At 54.4% G+C, this 19,653-nt stretch carries 20 protein-coding genes; 12 read left to right on the top strand and 8 right to left on the bottom strand.

From position 1 onward, the window contains the following. The first annotated feature begins 145 nt into the window (after window positions 1–145). Together fadD and rnd are read left to right on the top strand one after the other, a co-directional pair. Window positions 146–1,831, top strand: coding sequence for a long-chain-fatty-acid--CoA ligase FadD (gene fadD / locus F3J26_RS04730; protein WP_166991897.1), 1,686 nt, complete (start codon window positions 146–148; stop codon window positions 1,829–1,831). Window positions 1,832–1,900: 69 nt separating this feature from the next. Further along, window positions 1,901–3,022: a ribonuclease D gene (gene rnd / locus F3J26_RS04735; protein WP_166991900.1), complete on the top strand. Its 1,122-nt coding sequence runs from the start codon at window positions 1,901–1,903 to the stop codon at window positions 3,020–3,022. A 140-nt stretch (window positions 3,023–3,162) separates the two neighbouring features. Here the strand turns inward: rnd and minE are convergent, their stop codons facing one another. The 3 genes from minE to minC are packed head-to-tail and all read right to left on the bottom strand — an operon-like array spanning window position 3,163 to window position 4,989. Next, window positions 3,163–3,438, bottom strand: coding sequence for a cell division topological specificity factor MinE (gene minE / locus F3J26_RS04740; RefSeq protein ID WP_008454068.1), 276 nt, complete (start codon window positions 3,436–3,438; stop codon window positions 3,163–3,165). A 3-nt stretch (window positions 3,439–3,441) separates the two neighbouring features. Further along, a complete protein-coding gene (gene minD / locus F3J26_RS04745) occupies window positions 3,442–4,254 on the bottom strand; it encodes a septum site-determining protein MinD (protein ID WP_008454070.1) in 813 nt (270 codons plus the stop codon). A 24-nt stretch (window positions 4,255–4,278) separates the two neighbouring features. After that, window positions 4,279–4,989: a septum site-determining protein MinC gene (gene minC / locus F3J26_RS04750; RefSeq protein WP_008454072.1), complete on the bottom strand. Its 711-nt coding sequence runs from the start codon at window positions 4,987–4,989 to the stop codon at window positions 4,279–4,281. 126 nt (window positions 4,990–5,115) lie between these two features. Here minC and F3J26_RS04755 point away from each other — a divergent pair, with 126 nt between their 5' ends. The 6 genes from F3J26_RS04755 to F3J26_RS04775 all read left to right on the top strand — a co-directional run bounded on the left by F3J26_RS04755 (window position 5,116) and on the right by F3J26_RS04775 (window position 8,386). After that, window positions 5,116–5,391 carry a YcgL domain-containing protein gene (locus F3J26_RS04755; protein WP_008454073.1) on the top strand — a complete coding sequence of 92 codons (276 nt, stop codon included), beginning with the start codon at window positions 5,116–5,118 and terminating at the stop codon, window positions 5,389–5,391. Window positions 5,392–5,466: 75 nt separating this feature from the next. Beyond that, window positions 5,467–6,528 (top strand): lytic murein transglycosylase, encoded by a 1,062-nt coding sequence (locus tag F3J26_RS04760; protein WP_166992932.1) that lies wholly within the window; start codon window positions 5,467–5,469, stop codon window positions 6,526–6,528. Between the two features lie 90 nt (window positions 6,529–6,618). After that, window positions 6,619–7,278 carry a fumarylacetoacetate hydrolase family protein gene (locus tag F3J26_RS04765; protein WP_085540087.1) on the top strand — a complete coding sequence of 220 codons (660 nt, stop codon included), beginning with the start codon at window positions 6,619–6,621 and terminating at the stop codon, window positions 7,276–7,278. A gap of 89 nt (window positions 7,279–7,367) precedes the next feature. Beyond that, window positions 7,368–7,814: a cysteine cluster protein YcgN gene (gene ycgN / locus F3J26_RS04770; protein ID WP_008454079.1), complete on the top strand. Its 447-nt coding sequence runs from the start codon at window positions 7,368–7,370 to the stop codon at window positions 7,812–7,814. A 98-nt stretch (window positions 7,815–7,912) separates the two neighbouring features. Continuing rightward, complete coding sequence (gene ymcF / locus F3J26_RS22825) at window positions 7,913–8,122, top strand: cold shock small protein YmcF (protein ID WP_502706580.1); 210 nt, start codon at window positions 7,913–7,915, stop codon at window positions 8,120–8,122. Between the two features lie 24 nt (window positions 8,123–8,146). Further along, window positions 8,147–8,386, top strand: coding sequence for a putative hemolysin (locus tag F3J26_RS04775; protein WP_008454082.1), 240 nt, complete (start codon window positions 8,147–8,149; stop codon window positions 8,384–8,386). A gap of 50 nt (window positions 8,387–8,436) precedes the next feature. On the opposite strand, the gene dsbB is transcribed toward F3J26_RS04775, so the two are convergent. Together dsbB and nhaB are read right to left on the bottom strand one after the other, a co-directional pair. Next, window positions 8,437–8,967, bottom strand: a complete 531-nt coding sequence (gene dsbB, locus F3J26_RS04780; RefSeq protein WP_008454083.1) for a disulfide bond formation protein DsbB — start codon at window positions 8,965–8,967, stop codon at window positions 8,437–8,439. A gap of 145 nt (window positions 8,968–9,112) precedes the next feature. Then, a complete protein-coding gene (nhaB, locus tag F3J26_RS04785; RefSeq protein ID WP_166991903.1) occupies window positions 9,113–10,678 on the bottom strand; it encodes a sodium/proton antiporter NhaB in 1,566 nt (521 codons plus the stop codon). Between the two features lie 228 nt (window positions 10,679–10,906). On the opposite strand from nhaB, the gene fadR reads away from it, so the two are divergent. After that, on the top strand, window positions 10,907–11,626 hold the full coding sequence (fadR, locus tag F3J26_RS04790) for a fatty acid metabolism transcriptional regulator FadR (RefSeq protein WP_008454089.1): 720 nt from the start codon (window positions 10,907–10,909) through the stop codon (window positions 11,624–11,626). 208 nt (window positions 11,627–11,834) lie between these two features. On the opposite strand, the gene F3J26_RS04795 is transcribed toward fadR, so the two are convergent. Next, the gene (locus tag F3J26_RS04795) at window positions 11,835–13,367 is read right to left on the bottom strand and encodes a SpoVR family protein (protein WP_008454091.1); all 1,533 of its coding nucleotides are present in this window, start codon (window positions 13,365–13,367) and stop codon (window positions 11,835–11,837) included. Window positions 13,368–13,692: 325 nt separating this feature from the next. On the opposite strand from F3J26_RS04795, the gene F3J26_RS04800 reads away from it, so the two are divergent. Beyond that, window positions 13,693–14,991, top strand: coding sequence for a D-amino acid dehydrogenase (locus F3J26_RS04800; RefSeq protein ID WP_008454094.1), 1,299 nt, complete (start codon window positions 13,693–13,695; stop codon window positions 14,989–14,991). An 11-nt stretch (window positions 14,992–15,002) separates the two neighbouring features. Then, complete coding sequence (gene dadX, locus F3J26_RS04805) at window positions 15,003–16,073, top strand: catabolic alanine racemase DadX (protein ID WP_166991906.1); 1,071 nt, start codon at window positions 15,003–15,005, stop codon at window positions 16,071–16,073. A 140-nt stretch (window positions 16,074–16,213) separates the two neighbouring features. Here the strand turns inward: dadX and F3J26_RS04810 are convergent, their stop codons facing one another. Then, a complete protein-coding gene (locus F3J26_RS04810; protein ID WP_008454099.1) occupies window positions 16,214–17,944 on the bottom strand; it encodes a potassium/proton antiporter in 1,731 nt (576 codons plus the stop codon). A gap of 89 nt (window positions 17,945–18,033) precedes the next feature. Further along, window positions 18,034–18,945, bottom strand: a complete 912-nt coding sequence (ldcA, locus tag F3J26_RS04815; RefSeq protein ID WP_166991909.1) for a muramoyltetrapeptide carboxypeptidase — start codon at window positions 18,943–18,945, stop codon at window positions 18,034–18,036. Window positions 18,946–19,040: 95 nt separating this feature from the next. Between ldcA and emtA the strand changes: the two genes are divergently transcribed. Further along, window positions 19,041–19,652 carry a membrane-bound lytic murein transglycosylase EmtA gene (gene emtA / locus F3J26_RS04820; protein ID WP_008454102.1) on the top strand — a complete coding sequence of 204 codons (612 nt, stop codon included), beginning with the start codon at window positions 19,041–19,043 and terminating at the stop codon, window positions 19,650–19,652. The last annotated feature ends 1 nt before the right edge of the window (window position 19,653 follow it).

Genomic DNA, 19,653 nt, shown 5'->3' on the forward strand with positions numbered 1-19,653 from the left:
AGGACGGATGAAAAAATTTAGTGATGTGCTTCGCAACCTTTAATCAGGCTAATTAATAAACTGGTACGCTGAGTTAATATTATGTTAACGAAATGTATTCCCTGGGGTTGTGATGACGACAAATAATAATTTCAGAGGTGGATCCTTGAATAAGGTTTGGCTTAACCGCTACCCGGCCGACGTTGCGGCTGAAATAAATCCCGATCGCTATCAATCCCTGGTTGATATGTTTGAGCAGGCTGTCACTCGCTACGCTGACAAACCCGCTTTTATCAACATGGGGGAGGTGATGACCTTCCGCAAACTGGAAGAGCGCAGCCGGGCATTTGCCGCGTACCTTCAGCAGGGGCTGGGCCTGAAAAAAGGCGACCGCGTGGCGCTGATGATGCCAAACCTGCTGCAGTATCCTGTCGCGCTGTTCGGCATTCTGCGCGCCGGTATGGTGGTGGTTAACGTTAACCCGCTCTATACCCCGCGAGAGCTGGAGCACCAGCTGAATGACAGCGGGGCCAGCGCGATTGTGATCGTGTCAAACTTTGCCCACACGCTGGAGAAAGTGGTCGAAAAAACCCAGGTGAAACACGTCATCCTGACTCGCCTGGGGGACCAGATCTCCGGGCCGAAGGGGACGCTGGTTAACTTCGTGGTGAAGTACATCAAGCGTCTGGTGCCGAAATACCATCTGCCGCACGCCATCTCTTTCCGTCGGGCGCTGCAAAGCGGTTACCGCATGCAGTACATCAAACCTGAAATTATCAATGGCGATTTAGCCTTCCTGCAGTACACCGGCGGCACAACCGGCGTAGCTAAAGGCGCCATGCTGACGCACCGTAATATGCTGGCCAACCTCGAGCAGGTCAGGGCGGCATACAGCCCGCTACTGCACGAAGGTAAAGAGCTGGTGGTGACTCCGCTGCCGCTGTACCACATTTTTGCTCTGACCATTAACTGCCTGCTGTTTATCGACATGGGGGGGCAGAACCTGTTGATTACCAACCCACGCGACATTCCGGGACTGGTAAAAGAGCTGGCAAAATATCCTTTCACTGCCATGACCGCCGTGAATACGTTGTTTAACGCGTTACTGAATAACAAAGAGTTCCAGCAGCTTGATTTTTCAAGCCTTCACCTCGCTGCGGGCGGCGGTATGCCCGTCCAGCACGCTGTTGCCGAACGTTGGGAAAAACTCACGGGCCGCTTCCTGCTTGAAGGCTATGGCCTGACGGAATGCGCACCGCTGGTCAGCGCGAACCCGCATGATATGGATTATCACAGCGGATCTATTGGCCTGCCGGTGCCGTCCACCGACGTGAAGCTGATAGACGATCAGGGCAATGAAGTACCGCCCGGTGAGCCTGGTGAACTGTGCGTTAAAGGCCCGCAGGTAATGCTGGGCTACTGGCAGCGACCGAAAGAAACGGATGAAATCCTTAAAGACGGCTGGCTGCGCACCGGGGATATTGCGGTAATGAACGAAGAAGGCTTCATGAACATCGTTGACCGCAAAAAAGACATGATCCTCGTTTCCGGCTTCAACGTTTATCCGAACGAAATTGAAGATGTGGTCATGCAGAACGAAGGCGTGCTTGAAGTCGCGGCGGTGGGGGTTCCTGCCGGGGTGAGCGGTGAGCAGGTGAAAATCTTTGTGGTGAAAAAAGATCCTGCCCTGACGGAAGAGGCGCTGATCGCCTTCTGTCGTCGCCAGTTAACCGGCTATAAAGTGCCTAAACTGATTGAATTCCGCACGGAACTGCCAAAATCGAACGTCGGGAAAATTTTACGACGAGAACTGCGTGACGAAGCGGGCAAGACAGGCAACAATAACGCCTGAGCTCCAAGTCACTCGTCCTGATGCCGGTTCGCCGGCATTTTTTATGGGCGCAACCTAAGAGAACTGAATTTGACTTACCAGATGATTACTACCGATGAAGGGCTGGCCGCCGTATGCCAGGCCGCTCGTCAGTTCCCCGCGCTGGCGCTGGACACCGAATTTGTTCGCACCAGGACCTACTACCCTCAGCTGGGGCTGATCCAGCTTTATGACGGCCAGCAGGTTTCGCTGATCGATCCTTTAGCCATCGGCGACTGGTCGCCGTTCAAGGCGTTGTTGCAGGATCCTGACACCATCAAGTATCTGCATGCGGGCAGCGAAGATCTCGAAGTCTTCCTGAATGCCTTTGGCATGCTGCCTGATCCGTTTATTGATACGCAAATTCTGGCGTCCTTTACTGGCCGCCCGCTGTCCTGCGGCTTTGCCACTATCGTTGAGTCTTACACCGGCATTGCGCTGGATAAAAGTGAATCCCGCACCGACTGGCTGGCGCGTCCGCTCACGGAGAGGCAGTGTGAATACGCCGCGGCAGATGTGCTTTATTTGCTGCCTATCGCTGAGAAACTGATGGCCGAAACGGAAGCGGCGGGCTGGATAGGCGCGGCTCTCGATGAGTGCCATCTGATGTGCTCCCGTCGTCGCGATCAGCTCGATCCGGAAGAAGCCTGGCGCGAAATAGGCAATGCCTGGCAGCTGCGTACCCGACAGCTGGCCTGCCTCAAGAAGCTGGCGGCCTGGCGCTTGCGTAAAGCCCGCGAGCGCGACATGGCGGTGAACTTTGTCGTCCGCGAAGAAAACCTGTGGCAGGTGGCGAGATACATGCCTGGCTCGTTGGGCGAACTGGACTCGCTTGGCCTGAGCGGCAGCGAAATTCGCTTCCACGGCAAAACGCTTATCGCCCTGGTGGCCGAGGCGCAGGCGCTGCCGGAGAGCGACCTGCCGCAGCCGCTGCAAAACCTGGTGGATATGCCGGGCTACCGCAAAGTGTTTAAGGCCATTAAAGCCCTGGTGCAGGAAGTGAGCGAGGCTAAAGGGCTGAGCGCCGAATTACTGGCCTCCCGCCGCCAAATCAATCAGCTGTTAAACTGGCACTGGAAATTGAAACCGCAAAGCGTGGCACCGGAATTAATTAGCGGCTGGCGGGCAGAATTAATGGCAGAAGCGTTAACGAAATTGCTGGCGGAATACTGATTATTTATATGACCTGGGAATAATTACAGTATTGTTCTCAGGTTTGAATATATTGGCAAGCTGCAACAAGAATGAGCTTAATAAACGTTAAGTGACTGCGTAAAAATAAAACCCCCTGACAAATGCAGGGGGTTTTTTATTCATGCCGACTTACTGGCTTCTTCCGCTTCCGGGAGCGTCACGTTCAGCTCCAGAATCGAAATATCTCCATCCCGCTGCTCGAGCTGGACGCTGACCATTTCCGGGTCAATTTGCACGTATTTGCAAATCACGTCGAGAATGTCCTTGCGCAGCTGCGGCAGGTAATGCGGTTCCGCATCGCTACGGCGACGCTCAGCTACGATGATCTGTAAACGCTCTTTCGCGATGTTGGCGGTGTTCTTTTTTCGTGACAGAAAAAAGTCGAGTAATGCCATAACTTATCCTCCGAACAGGCGTTTCAGGAAACCCTTCTTCTCTTCTTCAATGAAGCGGAAAGGGCGTTCTTCGCCGAGCAGGCGTTCCACGGTATCGGCGTAGGCTTTGCCTGCATCCGATTCACCGTCAAGAATCACCGGCTCGCCCTGGTTGGACGCACGCAGCACTGACTGGTCTTCAGGGATAACGCCAACCAGCGGAATGCGCAGAATTTCGAGCACATCTTCCATGCTCAGCATATCGCCTTTATTGACGCGACCTGGGTTGTAGCGGGTCAGCAATAAATGCTCTTTAATCGGCTCTTCACCGTTTTCAGCGCGGCGGGATTTGGACGACAGAATGCCGAGGATTCGGTCTGAGTCACGCACCGAGGAGACTTCCGGGTTGGTGGTAATGACCGCTTCATCCGCGAAGTACAGCGCCATCAGCGCGCCGGTTTCGATACCTGCCGGGGAGTCACAAACGATAAACTCGAAGTCCATGTTTTTCAGGTCTTCCAGCACCTTGGCCACGCCTTCGCGGGTCAGAGCGTCTTTATCGCGGGTTTGTGAAGCAGGCAGGATATAGAGCTGTTCAGTGCGTTTATCGCGGATAAGCGCCTGATTCAGCGTGGCATCGCCCTGAATCACGTTAACGAAATCGTACACAACGCGGCGTTCGCAGCCCATGATCAGGTCAAGGTTACGCAGACCAATGTCGAAATCAATAACGACGGTTTTTCTTCCCTTTTGGGCCAGCCCCGTAGCGATGGCCGCGCTGGACGTGGTCTTACCGACGCCCCCTTTACCCGATGTAACAACAATAATGCGTGCCATAAAGGATTTCCTTGTTAAAAGGGCTTAATTCAAAGATTGAACGGAGAGCGCACCACTCGCCAGATTCAGGCGAGCCGCTTTTCCATAATAATCGGCTGGGATCTGCTCGCTCAGCCAGTACTCGCCCGCAATAGAGACAAGCTCTGCTACCAGGTTAGTACAAAATATTTGTGCATCACGATCGCCGCTTGCACCAGCCAGCGCACGGCCACGCATCATGCCGTAAATATGAATATTACCATCTGCTATCAGTTCTGCACCGGCGCTGACGTGATTGGTCACAATCAAGTCACAGTTTGGCGCATAAATGCGCTGCCCGGAACGGACCGGAGTATCAATTAAACGCGTTTTTGTGATCGGTGTAACATCCGGCGCGGTGACCACCACGGGCTCAGCAGGTGCGGCTTTTGGCGTTCTTGCGGCCTTTTCTTTCCCTTCGGTAAGCAAGGGCAGGCCAGCACGCTCAATTTCAGCCTTTAAAGCTTCATCTTTACAGCCGCTGATACCCACCACGCGCAGGCCGGTTGCGGTAACGGCCTGTTGTACTTTCTTCCAGTTGACGGAACCATCGAGACTGGCGACGTTAACGACCACCGGGGCATTCTTTAAGAATGCGGGAGCCTGGGCGATTTTATCTTCCAGAGCCTGGCGAATAACCTCAGGTTGTGCATCATGCAAATGAACCACAGATAAGGTAAAACTGCTGCCCTTTAACTCGATTGGCGTGTTTGACATCCTGGCCTTACTCAATTCAGTTTCAATCCCCACTATTGTGGGACGATATTCCGAAGTACACCAGGCATGTTATAGTCCAGCTTATATTCAGGCAAGCCACTCGCTGGCGAAAATAGAGTAAAAAAAATGTTTTGTGTGATCTACCGAAGTACTAAACGTGACCAGACATATCTTTATGTCGAAAAAAAAGACGATTTCTCCCGAGTGCCGGAAGAGCTGATGAAAGGCTTTGGCAAACCGGTCCTGTCGATGCTGTTGCCGCTGGACGGCAGTAAAAAACTGGCCAATGCCGATTTGGATAAAGTGAAACAGGCGCTGGAAACTGAGGGCTATTATTTACAGATCCCACCTCCGGTAGAAAGTTTGCTGACTATGCACCTGGAAAAGAGTCCTAAAAAATAAATTTCGGACTGAAGGTAAATCTTTTCCATGCTTTCACACGGAGAATGTGTGAAACACATTATTGAAGAAATGATGATGAAAAATGCAGCTTTGCGTTATACCTTCAGCGCCTTAATTCTTTCCAGCGGGGCCGGTTATCTTCCCGCTGCTGAGGCGACTCCCACAGCCGCCTCAGTTCCTCAAACTAGCCCGCGTCAAACTGCCACGCTCGCTGAGCAAGGGCGAAATCCCGCTGAATTTCCGGCTTATGTCGAAAAATTAAAACAACAAGCCAGAGCAAAGGGCATCAGCAATGCGACGCTGGCAAAAGCCTTTGCCAATATTCATTTTGTCGATCGGGTCATTCAATCCGATCGCAATCAGCTGGAAAAGAAAATAACGCTGGATGACTATTTAAACCGCGTTATTACTCCCGTCAAAATCAAACAGGCGCGTAGCCTGGCCCGCCAGCACCGGGCAGAGCTGGAAAAAGTCAGCGCCAAAAGTGGCGTGCAGAGTCGCTACATCGTCGCGCTGTGGGCAATGGAAAGTAACTTCGGCAAGCTGCAGGGCAAAGAGGATGTCATTTCTGCTTTAGCGACGCTCGCATTTGAGGGCCGTCGTGAAGCCTTTTTCACCAACGAGCTGATGGCGGCGCTGAAAATCATCCAGCGAGGTGATGTCAGCGCGACGCAGATGAAAGGCTCATGGGCCGGGGCGATGGGGCAGAACCAGTTTATGCCGAGTTCGCTGCTGCGCTACGGCAAAGACGGCGATGGCGACGGTAAAATTGATATCTGGAATAACACCCGAGACGTTTTCGCTTCCTCGGCAAACTACCTGGCGGTAGAGGGCTGGCAGCGTGGTGGGGCGTGGGGCTATGAAGTGAAACTGCCCACGGGCTTTAATACTTCGCTGCTGGGCACAAGCCAGGGGCAGGGCAAGTCCGTGGCCCAGTGGAAAAAACTAGGCGTGACGCTGCCAAAAGGCTCCCATCTTCCAGCGTCGTCAAAGAAAGCCTGGCTGGTGAAGCCAGACGATGGTTTGGATCGTTCGTTCCTGGTCTATAACAACTTCCGCACCCTGATGCACTGGAACCGTTCTTACTACTTTGCCATTAGCATCGGCAAAATGGCGGACGCCATCGCAGATAAATAAGGCACGCTTAGAAACACTTCCCCGGTATTCAGCAGGCATTTTTTTATCTAGTATCAAAGGCAGTTAACACACACGACACAGAGGAAAGGCATGTATCAACATCATAACTGGCAGGGTGCGCTGCTTGATTTTCCGGTAAACAAAGTAGTCTGTGTTGGCAGCAACTATGCCAAACATATTAAAGAGATGGGCAGTGCGACGCCGGACGAGCCGGTGGTGTTTATTAAGCCTGAAAGTGCCCTGTGCGATATTCGCCAGCCGCTGGCGTTACCACAGGAATTCGGCTCCGTGCATCATGAGGTAGAGCTGGCCATTCTGATCGGCTCAACCCTTAAGCAGGCAAGTGAAGAGCACGTGCAAAAAGCCATCGCCGGCTATGGTGTTGCGCTGGACCTTACGCTGCGCGATCTGCAGGCCAAACTGAAAAAAGCAGGCCAGCCGTGGGAAAAAGCCAAGGGCTTCGATAACTCTTGCCCAATTTCCGGGTTTATCCCTGCGGCACAGTTCACTCACGACCCGCAAAATACCCCTCTGGAGCTGAAGATCAACGGTGAAATTCGCCAGCAGGGCAATACCGAAGACATGATCCACAAGATCGTGCCGCTGATTGCCTATATGAGCAAGTTCTTCACCCTGCGTGCGGGGGATGTGATCCTGACCGGTACACCGGAGGGCGTAGGCCCGCTGCTTAGCGGCGATGAGCTGGAAGTGAGCTTTGCAGGTCACAGCCTGACGACGCGCGTTTTATAAACAATTTGCCGCTTCAGGGCGGCAAAACTTGCATCCGGGTGTCAGACTGTTTATAAGGTGCAGCTTAATTTTTAAATGCAGGAACCGCTATGACACCCACTCCTTTTTGGCAAAGTAAAACTCTCGACGAAATGAGCGACGCCGAGTGGGAATCCCTGTGCGACGGCTGCGGCCAGTGCTGCCTGCATAAGCTGATGGACGAAGACACCGACGAGATTTATTTCACCAACGTCGCCTGTAAGCAGCTCAATATCAAAACCTGTCAGTGCAAGAACTACGCCCGTCGCTTCGAATACGAGCCGGACTGCATCAAACTCACTCGCGACAATTTGCCGACTTTTGAGTGGCTGCCGCACACCTGCGCTTACCGCCTGCTGGCCGAAGGCAAACCGCTGCCGGAATGGCACCCGCTAATCACTGGCTCAAAAGCCGCCATGCACGGTGAGCGCATTTCCGTGCGTCATATCGCGGTGAAAGAGTCAGAGGTTCGCGACTGGCAGGATCATATCCTCAACAAGCCCGAGTGGGCTGACTAGCGTATTTCGATGCTGGTCGGTAATGAGAATAAATCCTTTATATAACCAATCTTGTGATAGGATAGACTTTCAATAACCAAAATAAGAGAGTTTTTATCCTGAATTTAACATTCCAGTGTCCGTCATGTGGCGGATCGCAGTATCGCACCTCCCCCTACGATGTCCGAGAATCAAATCCCCATGGCGCAGTCTGTATCTTTTGCAAATCCGCAATGCAGGCGTCCGCTCATCGTCCATTAAATGCGACCTTCTCCGGTTTTAGCCCGCTGGGGCAACAGTCTTTGGCTTCTTCCCAGCCGCGCTGTTAAGATTCCGTCCTCAAAGGAGGAAAAATGAAAAAACTAACAACCATCATGAGCCTATTGTTGCTCAGCGGCTGTGCGACGGCAGAGCGTGAGGCACCGAAGCCTCCGCACAGCATAGGCATGGCGAACCCGGCTTCGGTTTACTGCCAGGCCAAAGGCGGGAAATCTGTGATGGTGAAAACGCCTGAGGGCGAAAGAAGTGACTGCCTGCTGCCAGGCGGGGAAAGAATTGATGAATGGGCTCTGTACCGGCGCGATCATTCCTGAAAAAAATAACCCACCGAAAGGTGGGTTATTTGTCTAACGTGTTTGTTAACTTAGCGGCCAAACAGATCGCGACGCTTAGGTTTGAAGAACTGGGCAATCAGCACCAGAACCGCGATTACCAGGAACACGGCGAAGATCCCGAGCAGCCACTGCACCATATCCAGCGACAGGAATTCCCACTGACGAACGGAGCAGTCACCGTTGGCAACAAAGACCTGCGGCAGCCATTTATCCAGCGGCAGCCAGCTTGGGAAGCGAGCGAAGAAATCACAGGTCACAAATGGGGACGGGTGAAGCTGCAGCATGGTGTGCTCCCATGCCAGCTGAACGCCTTTCCCTGCGCTGTAGAGCCAGATGGCCAGGGCGCCATAGCGAAGCGGGCTTTTAGGCGCTATCGCGCCCACGATGCCTGCCCCCATCACGCCAAACAGCGCGCAACGTTCATAAATACACATCACACAAGGTTTCAGCCCCATAACGTGCTGGAACCACAATGCCACCATCTCAAGCGCAAATGCCGTAAAGGCTAAAAGCAGCCAGGCGGTGCGCCCAAGAGAGCATTGGTTTAAATATCGCAACATAATCAGTTTCCCTGCAGCATGCGTAGAATCGGCAGTGTAAACCAATTCCCTTTTTGCGCCAGTAGCGCAGATGAAAATAACGCAGTAATCGGATGTTTATAAGGAAAAAATTTGTAACGGGAAGCGGACTTCCCGTCAAATTGCCTTAGTGCGGTGCAAGCAGCGTATCAGGCGTCATTAGCCAGCCACTGTCCAGCATCCATTGTGTAGCAGGCGTCAGGGTATATTCCACACATAGCAGGCCCACAAGGGTCAGAACCAGCGTGTAGGGCAGCGCCATCACAACCATGCGGCCGTAAGAGAGGCGAATCAGCGGCGCCAGCGCCGATGTCAGCAGGAACAGGAACGCCGCCTGGCCGTTTGGCGTTGCCACCGAGGGCAGGTTTGTGCCGGTATTGATAGCCACCGCCAGCAGTTCGAACTGCTGCATATTGATGGCACCATTCTGCAGTGCAGTTTTCGCCTCGTTGATATAAACGGTGCCGACAAAGACGTTGTCGGAAATCGAGGAGAGCAGGCCGTTAAAGATATAAAACAGCGACAGCTGGGCGTGCGGAGAGGCATCGAGCACGTACTGAATTATCGGGCTGAACAGATGCTGGTCGATGATAACCGCCACGATAGTGAAGAAAACGGTCAACAGGGCGGTAAACGGCAGCGCTTCGGTGAAGGCTTTGCCGATAGCATGCTCGTCGGTAACCCCGCACAGCGATGTCGCCAGAATAATCACCGACAGGCCAATCAGGCCGACTTCTGCCAGATGGAAGGCCAGAGCGATAATCAGCCAGACGCCAATCAGCGCCTGGATCAGCAGCTTCATCTTGTCCTGCTTTGTTCGCTTCCTGGTGCTCTGAGCATCAAAGTCATACAGGATCCCACGCACTTTTTCCGGCAGCGTTTGTCCGTAGCCGAACACTTTAAAACGTTCCAGCAGGATGCAGGTGAGCAGGCCACAAATCAGCACCGGCACGGTCACCGGCATCATGCGCAGGAAGAAATCGCCGAAGTGCCAGCCAGCGTTTTTAGCAATGATCAGGTTTTGCGGCTCGCCAACCATGGTCATTACGCCGCCCAGTGCGGTACCGACGCCAGCGTGCATCATCAGGCTGCGCAGGAAAGCGCGGAATTGCTCAAGCACTTCGCGGCTGTCGCTCCGAATATGGCTGTCGTCCTGAACGTTGCTGTCATCCTGTGCTTCAGATGCTACGCGGTGATAGATGCTGTAGAAGCCCACGGCGACGCTAATGACAACGGCCACGACCGTCAAGGCATCAAGGAAGGCGGAAAGAAACGCGGCGGCGACGCAAAAGGCCAGCGACAGCGCAACTTTAGACCGGATCCCCAACAGCAGGCGGGTGAAGAGCAGCAACAGGAGCTGCTTCATGAAATAAATCCCGGCCACCATAAACATCAGCAGCAGCAGCACTTCGAGGTTTGAAGCAATTTCAGCACGAACGTGATCGGGGCTGGTCATGCCGACCAGCACGGCCTCAATGGCCAGCAGGCCACCCGGCAGCAGCGGGTAGCATTTCAGCGCCATCGCCAGGGCAAAAATAAACTCCACCACCAGCATCCATCCCGCGATAAACGGGCTGACAAACCAAAAGACTAGCGGATTAAGCACTAAAAAGAGAAGCAGCGTCAGTTTGTACCAGTCAGGTGATTGACCCAGAAAATTGCGGTACAACGCCCGCCCAAAGGACATTTCCATCGTATAGTTACCATTATCCGTTGTATTATGTTGATGTCTAAAAAGATAACGCTTCAGGGTACTCGTTTATGACGCACGCGATCAAGCCGAAGGAAATCCTGAGTTAAGGCGTTTATCGTCAAAATTCAACGCCGATCCCGCATTTGCGCGTCGCCCCCGCTATCTGGCGCGCATGGCATCTGGTATGATGAGTCCAATTTGCAAAACCTGAGTAATGGAAATCTTACTATGGTCATTAAGGCGCAGAGCCCAGCGGGTTTCGCGGAAGAGTATATTATAGAAAGTATCTGGAACAGCCGTTTTCCGCCGGGTTCTATTCTGCCGGCAGAGCGTGAACTTTCAGAACTGATTGGCGTTACCCGTACCACTTTACGTGAAGTGCTTCAGCGTCTTGCACGCGACGGCTGGCTGACAATTCAGCACGGGAAGCCAACGCGGGTGAACAATTTCTGGGAAACCTCGGGCTTAAACATTCTGGAAACGCTGGCTCGTCTCGATCACGACAGCGTGCCGCAGCTGATTGATAATCTGCTTTCGGTGCGAACCAATATCTCCACGATATTTATTCGTACGGCGATTCGTCAGTATCCAGATAAAGCGCAGGAAGTGCTGGCCACGGCTAGCAAAGTTGAAGACCACGCGGACGCGTTTGCCGAGCTGGATTACAACATTTTCCGCGGCCTGGCGTTTGCATCAGGTAACCCAATTTATGGGCTGATCCTGAACGGGATGAAAGGGCTGTACACCCGCATCGGGCGTCACTACTTCTCCAATCCTGAAGCCCGAAGCCTGGCGCTGGGTTTCTACCACCGCCTGGCAGAAATCTGCCAGCAGGGGCTTCACGAGCAGGTCTTTGATACCGTGCGTAACTACGGTCGCGAGAGCGGCGAGATTTGGCACCGTATGCAGAAAAACCTGCCTGGCGATTTGGCGATGCACAGTCGCTAGGCCAGCATAAAAAACGCTTCCCTCGGGAAGCGTTACAGACTGTTGACAAACCTCTGGTGATATAAGAAATAACAGAGGGCTCGTTAAAAAAACAGGAAAATCAATTCATTGATTTTTGGCTAATAACCACAAAGAGGGAAAAATCACGCTTTTTCCCTCTTTGTCAGCAACTTTAAACGCTTCCCTCGGGAAGCGTTTTTTTTCACTCTTACAGCGGGTTTCGCAGCGGGCAGCGCTCCAGCAGTTCCACGCTACCATCCGCATTTTGCTGCTCCAGCACGACATCAAAGCCCCACAGGCGATGCACATGCTTGAGCACTTCTCTGCGCCCTTTATCCAGTGGGGCGCGGTTGTGCGGGATGTAGCGCAGCGTTAGCGAACGATCCCCACGCAAATCTACATCCCAAACCTGAATATTCGGCTCGAGGTTGCTCAGGTTGTACTGGGCCGACAGCTGGGAACGTATTTCCCTGTATCCCTCTTCATTGTGGATGGCCGAAATTTCCAGGTAATTATTGCGGTCATCGTCCAGCACGGTGAACAGGCGGAAGTCGCGCATCAGCTTAGGCGAAAGGAACTGGCTGATAAAGCTTTCGTCCTTGAAGTCACGCATGGCGAAATGCAGCGTTTCCAGCCAGTCTTTGCCGGCAATATCCGGGAACCAGTAGCGGTCTTCTTCGGTCGGCGACTGGCAAATACGTTTGATATCCTGGAACATGGCGAACCCCAGCGCGTAGGGGTTAATGCCGTTGTACCACGGGCTGTTATAGGGCGGCTGGAACACCACATTGGTATGGCTGTGCAAAAACTCCAGCATAAAGCGGTCACTGACTTTGCCCTCGTCATACAGATGATTGAGAATGGTGTAGTGCCAGAAGGTGGCCCAGCCCTCGTTCATGACCTGGGTCTGTTTTTGCGGATAAAAATACTGGCTCACCTTGCGCACAATACGCAGGATCTCACGCTGCCACGGCTCCAGCAGCGGGGCATTCTTCTCCATAAAATACAGCAGATTCTCCTGCGGCTCCGAAGGGAAGCGGTGGGCGGATTCCGCGGCTTTTTCCTCTTCCTTACGCGGTAGCGTGCGCCAGAGCGTATTCACCTGGCTTTGCAGATACTCTTCGCGGCTTTTCTGGCGCGCTTTCTCCTCCTGCAGGGATATCTTCTGCGGGCGTTTATAGCGATCCACGCCGTAATTCATCAGCGCGTGGCAGGAGTCCAGCAGACGCTCCACCTCATCAACCCCGTAGCGCTCTTCACACTGCGTAATGTAATTTTTGGCGAAAATCAGGTAGTCGATTATCGAGCTGGCATCCGTCCAGCTGCGGAACAGGTAGTTGTTTTTAAAGAAAGAGTTGTGCCCGTAACAGGCATGCGCAATCACCAACGCCTGCATGGTGATGGTGTTCTCTTCCATCAAATAGGCAATGCAGGGGTTAGAGTTGATGACGATCTCATACGCCAGCCCTTGCTGCCCGTGCTTGTACAGGCGCTCGGTTTCGATGAATTTTTTGCCAAAAGACCAGTGCGGGTAGTTAATCGGCATCCCGACGCTGGAATACGCGTCCATCATCTGCTCGGAGGTAATGACCTCAATCTGGTGGGGATAGGTGTCCAGGCGGTAGAGCTTTGCTACCCGGTCAATCTCGGCCAGGTAAATGTCCAGTAGCTCAAACGTCCAGTCGGGGCCGTCACTCAGACGGGTGGGATCCTTTGTGGCGAAATCAGTTACGTTAGCCATCAGCGCGCCCTCATTGTTTTCGACTTTCTCTGGATGGAAAGCCTCACTCTCAAGAATAGACAACTCCTGAAAGATAGCGCCGACAAGTAAAATTTTTTCTTCGCGATTTATTGATCTCAATAGCGGGCTTTTAGCGCGTCACTCAGCATTTTATTTTGACGAAAATGTTTTCCCGTACAGGAGATGCTAATTATCCCGCTCCAGCGCTGGCGGGCAGGTTTGTGAGTTTAGTCACCATAATAAAGCCATATGTTGAATAACATATTCAACTGAGTTATCAATATGTAATCAGAAGATTATTCTTTTAGCTAATTGCGGAGCAGATATGCGTGTTGTGGTGCTGGGAAGTGGTGTCGTCGGCGTGGCGAGCGCCTGGTATTTACGTCAGGCCGGGCATGAAGTCACTGTCATCGATCGCGAATCAGGGCCGGCGCAGGAAACTAGCGCGGCCAACGCCGGGCAGATCTCTCCGGGCTATGCTGCTCCGTGGGCGGCTCCGGGCGTCCCGTTAAAAGCCATTAAGTGGATGTTTCAGCGCCACGCGCCGCTGGCCATCAGCCTCGACGGAACCCAGTTCCAGCTGAAGTGGATGTGGCAGATGCTGCGCAACTGCGATACCCGCCATTACATGGAAAATAAAGGCCGCATGGTACGCCTGGCGGAGTACAGCCGTGATTGCCTGAAAGAATTGCGCCACGCCACAGGCATCCAGTATGAAGGCCGACAGGGCGGGACGCTGCAGCTGTTCCGCACCGAGCAGCAGTATGAAAGCGCGGCCAAAGACATCGCCGTCTTGAAAGACGCAGGCGTGCCGTATGAGCTGCTGGAAGCCAGCCAGCTTAACCGCGTTGAACCCGCGCTGGCGGACGTAGCCCACAAGCTGACCGGCGGCCTGCGTTTACCGAACGATGAAACCGGTGACTGCCAGCTGTTTACCCAAAACCTGGCGCGGATGGCGGCGGAAGCCGGCGTTGAGTTTCGCTTCAATACGCCGGTTGATCGTCTGCTTTACGACAACCAGCAAATCAGCGGCGTACAGTGCGGCCAGGAAGTGGTGAAGGGGGATGCCTACGTCGTGGCATTCGGGTCCTATTCCACTGGTCTGCTCAAGGGCATCGCCGATATTCCTGTCTATCCTTTGAAAGGTTACTCCCTGACAATTCCTATTGCCGACGAACAGGGCGCGCCGGTTTCAACCATTCTGGATGAGACCTACAAGATCGCTATTACCCGCTTTGACAACCGCATCCGCGTGGGAGGCATGGCAGAAATCGTCGGTTTTAACACTGAACTGCTGCAGCCGCGCCGTGAAACGCTGGAAATGGTCGTCAGGGATCTCTATCCGCGAGGCGGGCACGTCGAGCAGGCCACGTTCTGGACCGGGCTGCGTCCGATGACGCCGGACGGGACGCCAATTGTAGGGCGCACGCCGTTCAAGAATCTCTGGCTTAATACCGGACACGGCACGCTAGGCTGGACAATGGCATGCGGTTCGGGCCAGATGCTGAGCGACCTGATCTCCGGGCGTACTCCGGCTATCCCAAGCGAGGATTTAGGCATCGCACGCTACGCGCCTGGCTTTACGCCACTGAGCGCCCGCCACCTTCACGGCGCACATAACTAAAAGGAGCCGTCATGTCCCGTCCTGTGGTAGCGACGCTGGATCTCAGCGCGCTGCGCAATAATCTTGAAGTGGTGCGCAGAGCCGCCCCGCGTTCGCGTGTCTGGTCGGTCGTTAAGGCCAACGCATATGGCCACGGTCTCGACCGTATCTGGTCGGCGTTAGGCACGACCGATGGTTTTGCCATGCTGAATCTCGAAGAGGCCATTTTGCTGCGTGAGCGCGGCTGGAAAGGGCCGATCCTGATGCTGGAAGGGTTCTTCCATACCGATGAGCTGGCGCTGTTCGACAAATACCGGCTGACCACCAGCCTGCACAGCAACTGGCAGGTGAAGGCGATAGCCAACACGAAGCTGAGCGCGCCGCTGGATGTTTATCTCAAAATCAATAGCGGGATGAATCGTCTCGGGTTTACACCCGACCGCGTACACGGCATCTGGCAAAAACTCCGTTCTATCCCGAATGTGGGCGAACTGACCCTGATGGCGCATTTTGCCGATGCCGAGCAGCCAGAAGGCATTACTGAGCCGATGAAGCGCATTGAACGGGCGGCGGAGGGAATTGACGCCCCACGCTCGCTGTCAAACTCGGCGGCTACGCTGTGGCACCCGGAGGCGCATTTTGACTGGGTTCGCCCGGGGATAATCCTTTATGGCGCCTCTCCGAGCGGGCAATGGCAGGATATCGCCACCAGCGGCCTTCAGCCGGTAATGACGTTGAGCAGCGAAATTATCGGCATTCAGAACCTGAAGGCTGGCGATACCGTGGGCTACGGCAGCCGCTACACCGCCAGCGGCGAGCAGCGAATCGGGATTGTGGCTGGTGGCTATGCGGACGGCTACCCACGTATTGCGGCGGATGGCACGCCGGTCATGGTGGATGGCGTCATGACCCGCCTGGTGGGCAAAGTGTCGATGGATATGATCGCTGTAGACCTGACGCCTTGCCCGCAGGCGGGTATCGGCAGCCCGGTTGAGCTGTGGGGCAAAAACGTCAAAATTGACGATGTCGCCAGCGCCGCGGGTACGGTTGGCTATGAGCTGATGTGTGCGTTAGCGCCGAGAGTGCCGGTGGTGATGAGTTAACGTTTCTGCTTCTCTCGAGATGTTGTCTCGCTGTCATCTTGCTTGATGACAGGCACTGAATTTAACCGCAGAATCGCTTCTGGTTTTTTTACCCTCACCCTAACCCTCTCCCAGAGGGAGAGGGCCGGGGTGAGGCGAGACTACTCCTCTTCTTCCTCAGCCACCCGGACACCAATCTTACGCACCAGATTGTCCTCTTTCTCGGCCACCGTCCAAATCATTCCGGCAAACTCCACCTGGTCGCCAACCACCGGCGCGCCGCCGAGCATCCCTAGCACAAAATCACCTAACGATTGCTGAGGATCCACTTCTTCATCCAGCGTCAGGCCGTAAATGGTCGCCACGTCGGAGAACTGGGCGCTGGCTTCCAGAATAAAGTCGCCAAAGAAACGCTGATCCAAATCCACCGGCGGCGACTGGCTAAACAGTTTCCCCAGCGCGGGAAGATCGCGTTCCCGGCCAATAACGCAAAGCACATCGCCTTCTCGCAGGCGGGTGCTGCCCGTTGGGTGAAGCAGTACGTTATTGCGGAACAGCGCGGCAATACGCGTTTCTTCTGGCATGTGCAGGTCACGCAGGGCGGCACCCACGCACCATTTCTCTTCGCTTAGCTGGTAGACAAACTGTTCCCATGGATTGTCAGGATGAATATCCAGACCCACGCGCGAAACGGGCCAACCTACTGGCGGCACGACGACTTTGGCTTTTTTGGCGGCCCAGCCCAGCGACGTGCCCTGGAGCAGCAGAGACACCAGCACCACAAAGAAGGCCACGTTGAAGAACAGGCGGGCGTTATCCAGCCCGGCCATCATCGGGAACACCGCCAGGATAATCGGCACTGCGCCTCGCAGCCCAACCCAGCTGATAAATACGCGCTCGCGCAGATTAAAACCGCGGAATGGCAGCAGACCGGCAAAAATCGACAGCGGACGAGCAAAGAAGATCATCCACGCGGAAAGCAGGAGAGCAGGGACTGCAATCGGCAGCAGATCGGACGGGTTCACCAGTAAACCCAGCACCAGGAACATGCCGATTTGCGCCATCCAGGCCAGGCCGTCGAAGGTTTGCAGGATCCCGAAACGGTTGCGAATCGGGCGGTTGCCCATCACAAAGCCGCACAGATAAACCGCCAGAATACCGCTGCCGTCCAGCGCCGTCGTGACGCCAAATACCATAATCCCGCCGCTCAGGGCCAGCATTGGGTAAAGCCCGTGGGGTAAGGTTATCCGGTTAATCATTTGCAGCAGCAGATAGCCGCCGCCGAGACCAAGCACAATCCCCAGGCCAAATTGCTGAATGATATGCACGAGGAACAGCCAGCTCAGGCCGGTCTGGTGCTGCTGGATCATCTCAATCAGCGTGATAGTGAGAAACACCGCCATCGGGTCATTGCTGCCCGATTCAATTTCAAGCGTCGCGCCGACGCGTTCGTTCAGGCCTTTCCCACCGAGCAGGGAAAAGACCGCGGCGGCGTCGGTGGAGCCGACAATGGCGCCGATAAGCAGGCCGTCAATCAGGTTCAGGTTGAACAGCCAGGCGGCGGCAATCCCGGTCAGCCCGGAGGTAATTAATACCCCAACGGTTGCCAGCGAGAGCGCGGGGCCCAGCGCAACGCGAAACGAACTCGCCTGGGTTCTCATCCCGCCGTCAAGCAGGATCACCGCCAGCGCCAGATTGCTGATCAGGTAGGCAAAGGGATAATTATCAAACGGGATACCACCAAGGCCATCGATCCCGGCCAGCATGCCGATAGCCAGAAAGATAACCAGAATGGGAATGCCCAGACGAGAGGAGAAAGAACTTAATAAGATACTGCAAGTTACCAGAACGGAACCCAAAATAAACAGACTGACAATCGCCCCTGCGTCCAAAATCATTCGTCTCCTTTGTCTATGTTGTCGAATTGTAACATGTCATCTGTTACGCAAACGCTCAAAAAGGGCGCTTAAACCGGGCTTCTTTAGCGAAGTACCGGGTGTCCACTTAACGTCAGTCGGGAGGTAACGCCGTCGTGGGCCAGCTCGCCAAACGCGCCGAGCGGCAGCGTCACGGTTTGTGGTTCATGTCCAAAAGGCAGGCCGGAAAGGACAGGCACGTTCAGGCGCTGTTGCAGCGTTTTACGCATTACTTCAAAAGTATATCCTGCATCGTAATCCGTTGCGGTTGTCCCGTTAAAACTTCCTAAAATAATCGCTTTCTGGCGTGACAGAATGCCCGCATGGTAAAGCTGCAGCAGCATGCGCTCAACGCGGAAGGGATGTTCGTTGATGTCTTCCACAACCAAAATACCGCCGTCTATTGGCGGCAAAAACGGCGTGCCGACCAGAGAGATTAGCATTGCGAGATTGCCGCCCCAAACCGTGCCGCTGGCCTGCATCGCGGACGCATCGTTTTCCCAACTTAGCGTGAACGTCGGTTCGCTGAGCGCCTGCCAGAAGTGGCGCCAGGTATATTCATCCATCTCCTCGGCACCAAAATTTCCGGCCAGCATCGGGCCACTGAAGGTGATGGCTCCGCACTGTGCCAGCAGGGCCATCTGGAAAGCGGTGAAGTCGCTGTGACCGCAGATAATTTGTGGCCGGGCACGAAGCGAAGCCCCAAGACGTGAAAAATCAATGTGCTCAAGCAGGCGGCTCATACCGTAACCCCCGCGCACGGCCAGCACGATGTTCGTTTCCGGCGGCAGCGCCGCCAGCTGATTAAGTTCAGCCAGTCGTTCACTGTCCGTGCCGGCAAAACGCTGAAAACGCCGGGTCACTGCCTGCTGATTGACGACCTGATGCCCATTCTCTTCCAGCCGACGAATGCCCCTGGCGGCGGCCTGTTGATTAATGCAGTAGCCGGACGGGGCGATTAAATGAATCAGAGACATGGCATTTCCTTGCTGAATATGAATTGGTTATCATGCCGCTATCGAGAGCGCTTGTCATCGCCGTTATGGCCGGCCACATCAATAAGGATAGAGGCGTGAAATTAAGAGGGTTTATCATTCTGGTGCTTTTTTTGGCCGGTTGCTCCAGCCATTCTCCGCAGCAGCAGGCACCTTGGGATCCGACGATCCCCACCCAGCGGGCGCTGAACTGGATGCCGCTGACCGAACTCTCCGGCCAGCAATGGGGCGTTAGTCCGAGACTGATAACGGCAATTATTGCGGTAGAGTCGGGCGGCAATCCGCAGCTGGTTAGCGCCTCTAATGCCATCGGCCTGATGCAGATCAAAGGCTCCACGGCGGGCAAAGAGGTGTATCGCAATCAGGGCTTCAGAGGGCAGCCCTCGGACAGTGAACTGAGAGAGCCGGCGCGTAATATCGACATCGGTACGGCTTATCTGAGTATTCTGGAACACGGCATTTTGCGGGGAATCAACGACCCGCAGGTGATGCAGTACGCGCTGATTGTTTCTTACGTGAACGGGGCGGGGGCGCTACTAAGAACCTTTGATTCCGACAGGCAGACCGCAATCGACAAAATTAACCGCCTGAGCCCGGATGAATTTTATCAGCATGTAGCGACCAACCATCCTGCACCGCAGGCACCGCGCTACCTGTATAAGGTCACGCGGGCCATGAACGCCATTTAAG

Source organism: Enterobacter sp. Ap-867 (assembly GCF_011752855.1).
Lineage (GTDB): Bacteria > Pseudomonadota > Gammaproteobacteria > Enterobacterales > Enterobacteriaceae > Cedecea.